At 35.4% G+C, this 12,809-nt stretch carries 11 protein-coding genes; 8 read left to right on the forward strand and 3 right to left on the reverse strand.

Annotation, left to right across the window (positions count from 1 at the left end; all coding sequences use genetic code 11):
• Nucleotides 1-2: 2 nt before the first annotated feature.
• The 4 genes from ACSHWW_RS01135 to ACSHWW_RS01150 all read left to right on the forward strand — a co-directional run bounded on the left by ACSHWW_RS01135 (nt 3) and on the right by ACSHWW_RS01150 (nt 4,328).
• Nucleotides 3-449 (forward strand): GNAT family N-acetyltransferase, encoded by a 447-nt coding sequence (locus tag ACSHWW_RS01135; RefSeq protein WP_435680565.1) that lies wholly within the window; start codon nt 3-5, stop codon nt 447-449.
• A gap of 174 nt (nt 450-623) precedes the next feature.
• The gene (aat, locus tag ACSHWW_RS01140) at nt 624-1,271 is read left to right on the forward strand and encodes a leucyl/phenylalanyl-tRNA--protein transferase (protein ID WP_435680566.1); all 648 of its coding nucleotides are present in this window, start codon (nt 624-626) and stop codon (nt 1,269-1,271) included.
• A 678-nt stretch (nt 1,272-1,949) separates the two neighbouring features.
• Nucleotides 1,950-3,083, forward strand: a complete 1,134-nt coding sequence (locus ACSHWW_RS01145; protein WP_435680567.1) for an SPFH domain-containing protein — start codon at nt 1,950-1,952, stop codon at nt 3,081-3,083.
• Nucleotides 3,084-3,236: 153 nt separating this feature from the next.
• Complete coding sequence (locus tag ACSHWW_RS01150) at nt 3,237-4,328, forward strand: DNA helicase PriA (protein ID WP_435680568.1); 1,092 nt, start codon at nt 3,237-3,239, stop codon at nt 4,326-4,328.
• 73 nt (nt 4,329-4,401) lie between these two features.
• Here the strand turns inward: ACSHWW_RS01150 and ACSHWW_RS01155 are convergent, their stop codons facing one another.
• The gene (locus tag ACSHWW_RS01155; RefSeq protein ID WP_435680835.1) at nt 4,402-4,854 is read right to left on the reverse strand and encodes a hypothetical protein; all 453 of its coding nucleotides are present in this window, start codon (nt 4,852-4,854) and stop codon (nt 4,402-4,404) included.
• A 390-nt stretch (nt 4,855-5,244) separates the two neighbouring features.
• Here ACSHWW_RS01155 and ACSHWW_RS01160 point away from each other — a divergent pair, with 390 nt between their 5' ends.
• From ACSHWW_RS01160 to ACSHWW_RS01170, 3 genes are all read left to right on the forward strand, one after another.
• Complete coding sequence (locus tag ACSHWW_RS01160) at nt 5,245-5,739, forward strand: hypothetical protein (RefSeq protein ID WP_435680569.1); 495 nt, start codon at nt 5,245-5,247, stop codon at nt 5,737-5,739.
• A 19-nt stretch (nt 5,740-5,758) separates the two neighbouring features.
• Entirely contained in the window at nt 5,759-6,208 is a 450-nt protein-coding gene (locus ACSHWW_RS01165; protein WP_435680570.1) for a hypothetical protein, read from the forward strand.
• 81 nt (nt 6,209-6,289) lie between these two features.
• Nucleotides 6,290-8,890 (forward strand): T9SS type A sorting domain-containing protein, encoded by a 2,601-nt coding sequence (locus ACSHWW_RS01170; protein ID WP_435680571.1) that lies wholly within the window; start codon nt 6,290-6,292, stop codon nt 8,888-8,890.
• Between the two features lie 79 nt (nt 8,891-8,969).
• Here the strand turns inward: ACSHWW_RS01170 and amaB are convergent, their stop codons facing one another.
• Both amaB and ACSHWW_RS01180 read right to left on the reverse strand, forming a co-directional pair.
• The gene (gene amaB / locus ACSHWW_RS01175; RefSeq protein WP_435680572.1) at nt 8,970-10,523 is read right to left on the reverse strand and encodes an L-piperidine-6-carboxylate dehydrogenase; all 1,554 of its coding nucleotides are present in this window, start codon (nt 10,521-10,523) and stop codon (nt 8,970-8,972) included.
• Nucleotides 10,524-10,537: 14 nt separating this feature from the next.
• Nucleotides 10,538-11,533 (reverse strand): NAD(P)H-dependent glycerol-3-phosphate dehydrogenase, encoded by a 996-nt coding sequence (locus tag ACSHWW_RS01180; protein ID WP_435680573.1) that lies wholly within the window; start codon nt 11,531-11,533, stop codon nt 10,538-10,540.
• 223 nt (nt 11,534-11,756) lie between these two features.
• On the opposite strand from ACSHWW_RS01180, the gene ACSHWW_RS01185 reads away from it, so the two are divergent.
• Nucleotides 11,757-12,671, forward strand: a complete 915-nt coding sequence (locus ACSHWW_RS01185; protein WP_435680574.1) for a nicotinic acid mononucleotide adenyltransferase — start codon at nt 11,757-11,759, stop codon at nt 12,669-12,671.
• Nucleotides 12,672-12,809 lie beyond the last annotated feature (138 nt).

Here is a 12,809-nt window from a genome sequence, read left to right on the forward strand (position 1 = left end):
CAATGAGGTTAGTAAGAACTGATTCTCATAATGAAGATTTTATAGCTCTAGTCAAAGAACTCGATACTTACCTAGCTATTGCTGATGGTGAGGACCATGCGTTCTATGATCAGTTCAATAAACTGGATCATATAAAAAATGTTGTTGTAGCGTATAAAAGTCATATTCCTGTAGGTTGTGGCGCTATTAAAAAGTATGATTCTCGTTCTGTGGAGATTAAAAGAATGTATACTCAACCAGCTTATAGAGGTAATGGTATTGCATCTTTAATTCTTAAAGAACTTGAGAAATGGTCTGCAGAGCTCTTATTTGAAAGATGTATTCTAGAAACTGGAAGCCGTCAAGAAGAAGCCATCGCGCTATATAAAAAAAGCAATTACGAGATTATTGAAAACTATGGGCAGTACACTGGAATAGCAAATAGTTATTGTTTTGAGAAAAAGCTTTAGATCTTTATAAATGTTATAAATACAAAAATCCCGACCTTAACAGTCGGGATTTCTTACTTAATAGGTTAGCCTTCATTACAAACTCAAAAAAAGCAATGATGAAATAAATTAGCTTTGAAGGCTACTCAAAGTTATCATTTTTGCGGTCAAAACCAAATTTAAACGTCCTAAATCGTGCAAATACTAGATCATAGACATATTTTTCCTCATCCTAGCACAGCTCCTGATCATGGTTTACTGGCTATAGGTGGTGATTTAAATGTAGATAGATTACTGCTCGCATATCGTTCAGGAATCTTTCCCTGGTACAGCGATGGAGAACCTATTTGCTGGTGGAGCCCAGATCCTAGAATGGTATTTGACTTATCAACGGAACAACCCATGCGAGTGAGTAAGTCGTTGCGACAGAGCCAGCGCAATCGTGGTTATGAAATAAAAGAAAACACTTGTTTTACTCAAGTGATGCTTCACTGTGCAAACGTGAAAAGACTACATGAAGATGGCACGTGGATCAATGATGATTTCATAGAAGCTTATTCTCAACTCCATCAACTAGGTCACGCAAAAAGCATAGAAATTTTTAAAGATGAAAAATTAGTAGGCGGACTTTACGGTATCGATTTACCAGAAAAAGGAATCTTTTGTGGAGAATCTATGTTCACTCTAGCTACCGATGCTAGTAAAATAGCGCTACTCCATCTCGTGAATTCTTTACAAGAAAAGAATTATAAACTCATTGATGCCCAAATTTATAATGATCACTTAGACAGTTTAGGTGCTGTGGAAATCGATCGTGAAGTGTTTTTAAGTTATTTGAGTTAAAACAAAGGTTTGGAACTTGGTTTTAATCTGTAGCAGTAAATTACGATCTTGAGTGTTCCTCGTAATGACGTTTTTGAATGAATGGCTTTTTTCGTAGAAGTTCCACCCGCAATAACTATTAAATATTAAAATGTAAATGGTCTTGGGAAGTCTGTCGTAAAAAATGAAAATACGGAAACGTTAATAAGAAAAATCTTTTAGAAATGGATGGAAGTTAGTAGGAGTAAAGCCTATTCTGGCTGTTAGATTTTTAATTCGACAGCCCTTCTTTTTCTTTAGTGAGAGTATTGAAATTTTTAGACAGGTGTCCCAAAACCTAGATTTTTTTGGTTCGTTTTTGCAGCAATGGCAAAAATGAACAAGATTTCAAAAACTCAAAATATACCTTTTAGGCTTTAAAGATATTTAGATACTCGATATTGCAAGCTCCTATCAAGTATCTCAATTACAGCGAAGCAATCTGTTTGTTGAACTCAGTATTTTAGTATTTAATAATTTGTAGAAATGAGGTTTCATAAATCTTTGTTTTCATTACTGGCAGATTACTTTGTCGCGCGCTTCTCGTAATGACGTTTCTATTTTCTCCTTAAAATGCCTTTTAAAAATTACTTTTTAGCGCAAGCAAAATCATCTAAAAATTTACTAACTTGAAAAACCAATTTTAACACATTAATTATCATGAGCATATTTGATAAAATAAAAGAGAAATTAAGTCACGAGTTTATAGACATCGTCGAGTGGCTGGACTATACTGACGATACTATTGCGCACCGTTTTGAACGTTACCAAAACGAGATCAAGACTGGTGCAAAACTTATAGTACGTGAAGGGCAAGCTGCTGTTTTTATAAATGAAGGTCAACTGGCAGATGTTTTTACACCTGGAACCTATGACCTGACTACACAAAATTTACCTATTCTTTCCACTTTAAAAGGATGGAAGTATGGATTTAATTCACCGTTCAAGGCTGAGGTGTATTTTGTAAACACACACTTATTCACAGACGAAAAATGGGGAACTAAAAACCCGATTACGTTAAACGATGATCGTTTTGGTCTGGTAGAAATAAGAGCCTTCGGTACTTATGCATTTAAAATTGCTGAGCCTGGTAAGTTTATTGTAGACATAGTAGGAACAGATAATAATTTTACCAATTTTGAGATTAACGAGCACTTAAAAAGTCTCATCGCTACTCGATTTACTGATACTGTAGGAGAAGCAAATTTACCTATTGAGCTATACGCAGCAAACACCACTGAGCTTTCTGAAACTTGTCAGGAAGTAATGCAACCAGAATTCATGAGTGTGGGAATCTCGCTGGAGCGTTTCTATATTGAAAATGTTTCTATGCCTGAGGAACTCAAGAAAGAGATTTTTGAGTACAGTCGTATTGATAAACTGGACCTAGACAAGCTTACTAAATTTAAAACAGCCAAAGCTATCGAAGCTGCTGCTCTTAATGAAGGCGGAACAGCTGGTGCTGGAATGGGAATGGGAATGGGATTTGTCCTTGCACAACAAATGGGCGGCATGATGTCACCACAAATGGGTGGACAGCAAGCTATGCCACAGCAACAAGCTGTAGGAGCTATGCCACCACCTATGCCTCAAGCTACTCAGTATTTCTATGCTGCAAACGGCGCACAAGCTGGACCAGTAGGATTTGCTCAATTACAATCCTTATTTGCAAGTCGCTCTATTAATAAAGAAACACTGATCTGGAAAGCAGGAATGGACGGCTGGAAAGCGCTAAGCGAAATCGAAGAATTGAAAGGATTCTTAGGAGGAAACACGCCACCACCACTGCCATAAATCTTAGTAGATTACTAATAATTGCCTATTCTTAGTTTGCTATGTAAATTTTTAATTGTTGATTACCTATTTGAGATTTTAAAAATGGGTGATTCTTAATTACGTTTTGCAACGCAAAACGAGAATAGGCAATGGATAGAAACTAAATATCTGTTGGAAAAAACAACAAATTCTGAGCGTAAAAAATCCTGTATCAACTGCGGTGCAGAGCTTACTTATGAACCTGGTACTGATTTAATTACTTGTGATTATTGTGGTCATAAAGAAGTGATTGAACAAAGTGAGCAGCTTTTTCAAGAGCTTGAATTAGACAAGTACTTGCAAGAAATGGGTGCGCAATCGCATTCCATGGAAATCTCTATGCTCCATTGTAAAAACTGTGGTGCAAACCAGCACGTTGAGGAAAGTTATAAATCACTGCATTGTGTTTACTGCACGATGCCTCTGATTATTGAAGATGCATATCAAGAAGACTGGATTGTTCCTGGAGCCGTATTACCGTTTCAGCTGGATCAGAAAAAGGCACATCAAGTATTTAAAAAATGGGTCGATGGATTATGGTGGGCACCTAATAATTTACAACGTGCCACTATCAATCCAGAGTTTACTAAAGGACTTTATGTTCCTTACTGGACCTTTGACGCACAGCTCGTTGCAGACTATCAAGGGCAACGTGGTGAGTATTATTATGTCACTAAAACCGTAGGTTCTGGAAAAAACAAGCGCACGGTTCAAGAGCGCAGAACTAACTGGTCTCCTGCGTCTGGTACGATCAATGGTTTTGTAGATGATACCTTAGTAAAAGCAACTAAGCAACGTGGTAGTCAAATCCCGCGTGAAGTGAGTAACTGGAGTCTCGATGGATTAAAGAATTTTGATACTAAATACCTGTCTGGTTATGTGACTGAGAAATATACCATACCGTTAAAAGATGGTCATTTAGTTGCAAATAAGGAAGCTGAGCAAATTGCTCAAAACTGGATCCGTCGCGATATAGGTGGAGACACGCAGCGCATCAGTGCGATGGATATGCGCTTGTCTGAGGAGACATTTAAACACATTTTATTGCCAGTTTACATAAGTTCTTACACATATAACAGCACTAAGTTTAACTTCTTTGTGAATGGTCAAACGGGCGCAATTTATGGTAAGCGACCTTATTCTTTTTGGAAAATATTTTTAGCGATTCTTGCGGTGATTCTTGTGATAGGACTCATTACTATGATGGCGCAGTATGCTGGATAGTCCGCTTTCGCGAAAGCGTATAAAAAAAAGCCTGATTAAACAATCAGGCTTTTTTATCTTAACAGATAACGTTTTACTGAACCGAGCGCTTAAAAATATAACGAGTTACATAAATACCGTTGCTATCTCCTTTTCCTCCGTAGCTTTCTACACCACTATTTACAAATTCTAGTGACCAGCCGTTTGCAGACATGTCGTTGAGTTTTGAAGTGACAAGAGCGTCATTTGCGGCTATGTTTTGAAAACGAATTCCACCTATGTTGAAAAAGTTCAAAAGTTTAGTTTCATCAAAGTCTTTTACTCTCACATCTTTTCTTTTGGATTTATTTCTCGTGTTATCATCCTCAGTTTGAGTGCTAGTGAACTCTTTATAGTCTCTCATTCCATTTACTGATAACATACGGGAACGTCCTAGACCGTTAGGTACAATAGACTCTATGACGGTTACTGTTTTGAATTCAAAAGTTTGAACTGCAGGTGTTTGTTCATTTTTGTTGATTGTAGTTGCCCCAACGATAATTACCATTACCAGAGCTGCAATAATTGCGTGTACTGTTTTCATAATGAAAGATTTATAGTTTTTAAAGTGCTCAAGATAAGGTGTTTTGTAGGAATGATTTTCACAACGCTTAGCATATGATATAAAAGATATATGACATAAGAATAGAAAGTGCTCTCTTTAAATAAGATTGATCATAATTCATGTTTAGGTTTTGTTATCAATGTTATATTAAAGTTAAACAACACCAGACTTCATATTATCAATTTGTTGATAATCAACGTTTTAATATTATTTCTAAAACAGTAGTATTTTCTCTTAACAACTCTTTAACATTTCGCTCAGTAAAGTCCTATAATTTTAAGTCATCAAACGATTAGTATTTCTCCCCTAACTAATTGCATAAAATATAATCTTATGAAACTATTAAACATGTGCTTGTGTACACTGCTGTTATTGTGCACACTTTCTTGCGAGAAAGATGATGATTCAAATGATAACAACGACCCATTATCTCAATTACCACCCGCAACTATGACTGGTGAGAATACTTTTGGCTGTTTGATTAATGGAGACCCTTTTGTGGTTACCAATACTTCAAATCAAGTTGCTATTTATCAAGGCGGTTTTTTACAGTTTGGTGCAGATGGTATTTTCATGACCGTAAATGATCCGATAACGATTAATACTGAGTATGAATTAATTGGAATGGCTAGATATTTTGTTGATAATAACCCAAATATTGGATGCCATTATCAATTTGAAGACTCTTACAGTGGTAGAGTTGTTTTTAGTAAAATAGATACCCAAAATTTTATTGTGTCAGGAACATTTGAATTTTCAACTGTAAATCAGGATTGTGAAAATATAGATATTATGGCAGGACGTTTCGATTTGCAATATATACCATAAACCATTTAAAATTAAATAGATGAAAAGAATTATTACCATTTTAATTGCATTATTCGTTTATAGTGCTCAATCACAAAATTCAGACTATGCTAATCGTATGGAGCATATTTTTGAAAATATTGATCCTGCAAAAGTTACCACAGGTTATTTAAAAGATTTTGGAATACGTTTTGCCAATATGGGATTAGTAAATGGCGAAATCACAGCTCAAAATCCTGTCAGTAAGCCAGAATTTATAAACATATATAATTCACTTTACAGTATGCGAGTTGGTACTCCTTCAAGTGGAATGCTTGCTCCAGGCACATTTAAAACTGATTTAAGTAATCAACAATCTACTGCTAGTGCAGATGTTTTGTTAGCTGTACAACATTATAACTATAATCAATATAAGGAGAATGCTTATGTAAATGGTGATGTTGCCATTATTGACGACCAGATTTATGACCAAACTGGTAGAAATCCTTAAGAGACTAAAACTGTATTTGCTGCATCAGTTTTAAGTCATGAAATTGAAGGAAGTTCATTTAATTTCAAATTACCTAGTGGATTGGTTTATTCTAATTATAATAATTCAATTGAAATCATACGTATAGATTTCAATGACGGTGCAGGATATCGTGTTATATCATTAGATACAGATATTTATATCTCTTATAATTCAGGTGGAGAAAAAGATATTAAAGTAGAATTTAATTATAGTAATGGAGAACAATTAAGAAGTCATTCTTATTTGTATGTTAATTATATTAATCCAAATGCGCCATTAAGTTACGATGGTGGAGCTTTATTATGGGATCGTGTGCTTATTACTGGTGCTGATTATCAAGGGGCAAGTGCATCAGGACAAGTAACTATAGAATTAGCTCCAGGTCATACACAATTGACTAAACCTTTAATTGTAGTTGAAGGTTTTGATCCAGATGGTAGTTTTAATTATTTCTCTTTGATTAATTCTACTGGTGCCGGTGGATTAAACATTATTATCGATAACTCTACATCTCTAACACTTAACCAAGCTATAGAAGATGAAGGATATGACTTAGTATTTGTAGATTATGTAAATGGTACAGATTTCATACAACGTAACGCTTTTATGGTTGAAGAAGTGATCCGTCGAGTTAATCTTTTGAAAGTTGGAAGTGAAAAAAATGTAGTCTTGGGAATTAGTATGGGCGGTTTGGTTTCTAGATATGCTTTGCGTCATATGGAAATAAATAATGAAACACATGAAACTAAGCTTTATATAAGTCATGATAGTCCACATCAAGGAGCAAATGTACCACTCGCTGCGCAAGCTCTTGTGAGACACTTAGTTGGTGAACAAGTTTCTTTACCAGTCTTTCTGAGTTTATTTAATATTAATTTGACTGATGTAAATGATTTAACGGGTGAAGAAGAGCTTGCCCAAGGATTAGCTATTTTAGAATCGCCAGCCGCAAAGCAAATGTTGATTTATCAGATAAATGGTACTGGGCAAAACTTATCCCATCCATCAACTACATTACATGATACTTTTTTAACAGAATATCAAAACATGGGTTATCCTCAACAGGACAATATTAGAAATGTAGCCATAACTAACTCCACTGATTGTGGAACACCTTTAGAATTTGAACCGTTAGACGATTTAATTAATGCAGACATTACTATTGACTTACCTTATTTTTTTACAAATTTAGGATTAGCTGGAGTCAATGTCTTATCTCTTAATCCTGGTAGGATAGTAAGTTCACTTTTATCTACAAATACAGATGTTAAGGTTGAAATTAATTGTAAAGCGCTACCTTCAGAGCAAATTGAAAGAATTTATAGAGGTAAAGTTTACATAAGTAAGACCATTTTAGGAATATTTGAAGAGCAAGAACATTTCATAGATCCTGGAGCCTTTTATTCTAATAATAATATGTTGGCATTAGATAGCTCTAATGGAGGAATATATGATATCAATACTCTTGCGCAATTACCTGCGTTAGCAGAAGAATATGTATTGGAAACACAATTTAGTTTCATTCCTGTTTATAGTAGTCTTGATATAGGAGAAGGTTTTGTAGACATTACTCCACCAGATTTGTTGAAAAAATATGATGCCACGATGCCACCGCCGGCACCTAAATATGTGCCATTTGACAACTTTCATGCAAATCCTTTTATAAGTCAGGCTCATACACAATTTACTTTAGAAAATGGAAACTGGTTGATTGAAGAGCTTAAGGGCACACCTTTTTCAGAATCGTGCGCCTTAGCTTGTGAGATTGATTCATGGGCAATAGAAGGTCCAGATATTTTTTGTGGTAATGGTTCATACACTTTACCTCCTGGTGCATTTGAATATAACTGGTCTTTTCCAGGTGTGACTAATTCAGATCCTCTAACTCCACATATTGTATCTGTTCAGGAACATTTGAATGGTTACCAAACTATAGCGGCAACCATTAATTTACCAGATTGCAATTATTCAAGAACTATAACTAAAATAGTCTATGCAGGAGTTCCAGAAACTGGCGGTACGTTGATTCAAGTAGATCCAAATACAATTCCTAATTTATCTATTTCGGGTGAAACATATTGCACAAGTACTGGTGTTATTATCACCAATTGGCCAGGTTTTGAGCATGTAACTAATATAGAAATGCAAAAAATATCTGGTCAATCAGATTGGGATGGAGAATATAGAAGTGGTAGAGATTTAAGAACAGTTATTTCTTCAAATTGTAATGAAGTTTTTGAATTTGAGGTACGTGTAGAAAATCAATGTGGCTGGTCAGAATGGGAATACTTTAGTGTAGATATTACGGGATGTCCTAACACTTGTCCACCTGTTTCTAATAGTGGTAATATAGTTTCAGAGAATTTTGTCATATCTCCTGTTCCTGCAAATGATTGGTTAGGAATTGATATGGTAGATAATCCGAATTGGACATTTTTCACGATAGATTGTGGTGACTCAACTACAGACCCAAATGGTAATACTAATTGTCCTACTTATGTAGGTGTTAAGTTATATGATTTTGAAGGGAACTTAGTTATTGATAAACCATCTCATCAATTAGGGTCGGCAGTAGATGTTTCTGCATTATCACCTGGGACATATATTTTACATGTTTCCCATGCTGGACAGTTAGAAACTCATCAAATACCTATTAATTAATATTCAACTTTTGAATAGTCAAAAAAATCCGCTTAAGAATTCAACCTTAAGCGGATTTTATATTTAAAAAAGAAATATTCTATAAATCAAATTTAATTCCTTGTGCTAGTGGTAACTCATCAGAATAGTTTACCGTATTGGTTTGTCTTCTCATATAAACTTTCCAAGCATCTGATCCAGACTCGCGTCCACCACCAGTTTCTTTTTCACCACCGAAGGCTCCACCTATCTCAGCTCCTGAAGTACCTATATTAACATTTGCAATTCCACAATCAGAACCTGAGAATGATAAGAACTTCTCTGCTTCTTTCATTTCATTAGTCATAATAGCAGAAGATAATCCTTGCGCTACACCGTTTTGTTTTTCGATGGCATTTTCTACACCACCAGAATATTTCATTAAATATAAAATAGGAGCAAATGTCTCGTGTTGTACGATTTCAAAATGATTCTCTGCTTCAATAATAGCTGGTTTTACGTAGCAACCGCTTTCATATCCTTCACCTTCTAGTACGCCACCGTCAACTAGTACGTTTCCGCCTTCAGCTTTTGCTTTTTCAATAGCAGCCAGATATGTATTAACAGAGTCTTTATCAATTAATGGACCTATATGATTCTTTTCATCTAGTGGATTCCCTATAGTCAACTGGCCATAAGCACCTACTATAGCGTCACGTACTTTATCATAAACAGATTCGTGAATAATCAATCTTCTTGTAGAAGTACAACGCTGTCCACAAGTTCCTACGGCACCAAATACAGCACCTGGCACCACAACTTTTAAGTCTGCAGTAGGTGTGATGATAATAGCATTATTTCCACCTAGCTCAAGTAAAGACTTTCCAAAACGTTGAGCAACAGTAGCACCAACGATTCTTCCCATTCTAGTAGATCCTGTAGCAGACACTAAAGGAATTCTAGAGTCTGTAGTCATCATTTCACCTACTTTATAGTCTCCATTAATGATACATGAAATACCTTCTGGTAAGTTATTTTCTTTTAAAATTTCGGCTATAATATTTTGACAAGCAACTGTACATAAAGGTGCTTTTTCAGAACCTTTCCATACACATACGTCTCCACAAATCCATGCTAGTGCTGTATTCCATGCCCAAACAGCAACTGGAAAATTAAATGCAGATATAATACCTACAACACCTATAGGATGCCATTGTTCTCTCATTACGTGTCCTGGACGTTCAGACGGAATGACTTGACCGTTTAACTGTCTTGATAAACCTACTGCAAAATCACAGATGTCAATCATTTCTTGAACCTCACCATAACCTTCTTGTAAAGATTTACCCATTTCATAAGAAACAAGTTTACCTAGAGGTTCTTTAAGGTCTCGTAATTTGTTACCAAATTGTCTTACAATTTCTCCTCTTTGTGGAGCTGGCATAGCTCTAAAAGTAGTGAACGCTGCTGTTGCTTTTTCCATTACAGCATCATAGTCTGCACGAGTGGTAGTAGTAACTTTACCTATTAATTTACCATCTACCGGTGAGTAAGAAGCAATCTCTTCTCCACTACCGAAATGGTTATTTCCAGTTGATGTACCATGATTTACATCTTTAATACCTAGTTGTTTCAAAGCTTCATCCATCCCGAAGCTACTTGCAATATTTGACATAGTTGTTTTTAAGTTTAGTCCAGCTTATCAGCTAGTTTTTTAAATACCTTTTTAGGATTTTTATTATCGTATAAGATGCTGTAAACGGCATCTAGAATAGGAGTGCGAGCTCCTTTTTCAGTATTAATTTTATAGGCACTGTTTGTGGCATAATAACCTTCGGCAATCATGCTCATTTCCAGCTGCGCACTTCTTACTGTATAACCTTTACCTAGCATGTTCCCAAAGAGTCTGTTTCTTGAAAATACAGAATAACCTGTAACGAGTAAATCACCTAAATAAGCACTATCGTTTATGTTACGTTTCATTTTATGTACTTTCTTAATAAAACGTTTCATTTCTCTTATAGAGTTGCTCATGAGTACACTCTGGAAGTTATCTCCATAACCTAGCCCGTGAGCGATACCAGCTGCAATCGCATAAATATTCTTTAAAACAGCAGCATATTCAGTTCCTATAATATCGTCTGTAGTTTTACAATTAATGTAATCGCTACTTAATTTAGAGGCAACAAACTCGGCTTTTTCATTATCTGCACAAGCGATGGTGAGGTAAGAAAGACGTTCAAGAGCAACTTCCTCTGCATGACATGGTCCTGTAAGCACACCTATGTCTTCAAACGGAATATTATAATGTTCATTAAAATGCTCACCTACGATCAGTCCCGTTTCGGGTACTATTCCTTTAATAGCACTGAAGATGATTTTACCTTTTAAGTCCACTGTTAAACTTTCTAACTCGGTATATAAAAAGGCACTTGGTATGGCAAAAATACACACGTCAGCATCTGCGACGATCTCGTTGATGTCGTTAGACAATTTAAGCTGCTTATTATCAAACTCAACAGAGCTCAAATAACTAGGGTTATGATCATTACGTTTGATATGCTCTATAGCATACACACTGCGCATGTACCAGCCTACTTGATCAAGGTTTTCACAAAGCATCTTTACGATCGCTGTAGCCCAGCTGCCGCCGCCTATTACCGCAAATTTTTTGTTATTCTCCATAAGTGTTAGTTGGATGGTAAAAATAGCATTTTAAAACGTATGACTCAACCCATTGCAATAGCAGTTGTTCACTAAACGGCTGTAAAATGATGGGTAGAAGAGGTTTTTGTGATTACGCTTTCGCGAAAGCGTAATAAAAAATCTATAAGTAATTGAAAATAAGTTTATTGTGAATTTGGCACACTTTTCGCAAACGTTGTAGTAACTATTAAATATTACGATTATGAAAACATTTTACAAAATTATGGGAAGCCTGTTAATTGCGATGACTATCGTGAGTTGTGAGACAGAAGTAGTGTTAGGAGATGGTTTTGATAATCGCCCTACACTAAATGAGATTTTAAGTGACCAGGATGTATGGTATGTGGACTTGAATAGTACTCTGGGAAATCCAGATATACCGTTTATGACTAGGGCATTTACTATTAGTTTCGATTTTGGTACTTTATACGCAAACAATAATTTAGTTGGTGTAGGAAGAGCTGGAGCTGGACTAGGACTAGATGTAGGTAGTTACCAGATTGTAAATAATCAAGTTTCTATTTTACACGATATTGATGGATTACATGATTTTCAAGTTGTGGTTTTAAGTTACAATCGTATTAAAATAATTGACTTACATCGTGGAACGGTTTACTATCTTGATGGTTATAACCGTAGCAACTTTGATTATGACCAGTTATTCTATGATAACATTCAGTATTTCTTACAGGAATATAAAGCATGGGAAAAGGTTTATACTAGTAATGTAGGTGCGCTTAATGATTTTGATGATGAGAACTACTTGCAGTTTACACCAGGTTTTAATGGTGATGAATTTAAGAGTTCAACAGATCGTACAGGATTGAATTACAGTAGTTTGTTCTGGGATTATACAGGAGAATACTGGGTAGAAGATGCGACGCCAGGATCAATTAACAAGCATTTAACTATGGATTATGATTTTTTAGGCAATGATTATTTCGACCTTTACGTTATTGATGACAGAACGATTGAATTGTATCATGCTGCCTCTGGCACTACTTATGAATTTAAAGGTAGAGGCTACATTCAATTAAAAAGCACTAATAGTGTGGAAAGCAATACCGGTAAATCTAGAATGATAGATGCTGGTAGAATTATAAATAAGAAAAAGTAATAAAAAATTGGTTGGTTGAAAACCGTCTGTGGATCTCTCGAGATTGCAGGCGGTTTTTGTTGTTTTATGGTTTTACTGTTTAAAGTTTAAAGTTCAAAGTTCAAAGTTCAAAGTTCAAGGTTCAATGTTTAAGGTGAA

The organism is Nonlabens sp., assembly GCF_051251825.1.
Lineage (GTDB): Bacteria > Bacteroidota > Bacteroidia > Flavobacteriales > Flavobacteriaceae > Nonlabens.

Coding starts and splice junctions, on each gene's coding strand:
- ACSHWW_RS01165 (WP_435680570.1), top strand. CDS start 5,759: ATGAAAAGAATTATTACCATTTTAATTGCATTATTCGTTTATAGTGCT.
- amaB (WP_435680572.1), bottom strand. CDS start 10,523: ATGTCAAATATTGCAAGTAGCTTCGGGATGGATGAAGCTTTGAAACAA.
- ACSHWW_RS01180 (WP_435680573.1), bottom strand. CDS start 11,533: ATGGAGAATAACAAAAAATTTGCGGTAATAGGCGGCGGCAGCTGGGCT.
- ACSHWW_RS01135 (WP_435680565.1), top strand. CDS start 3: ATGAGGTTAGTAAGAACTGATTCTCATAATGAAGATTTTATAGCTCTA.
- ACSHWW_RS01145 (WP_435680567.1), top strand. CDS start 1,950: ATGAGCATATTTGATAAAATAAAAGAGAAATTAAGTCACGAGTTTATA.
- ACSHWW_RS01160 (WP_435680569.1), top strand. CDS start 5,245: ATGAAACTATTAAACATGTGCTTGTGTACACTGCTGTTATTGTGCACA.
- ACSHWW_RS01155 (WP_435680835.1), bottom strand. CDS start 4,854: ATGGTAATTATCGTTGGGGCAACTACAATCAACAAAAATGAACAAACA.
- ACSHWW_RS01185 (WP_435680574.1), top strand. CDS start 11,757: ATGAAAACATTTTACAAAATTATGGGAAGCCTGTTAATTGCGATGACT.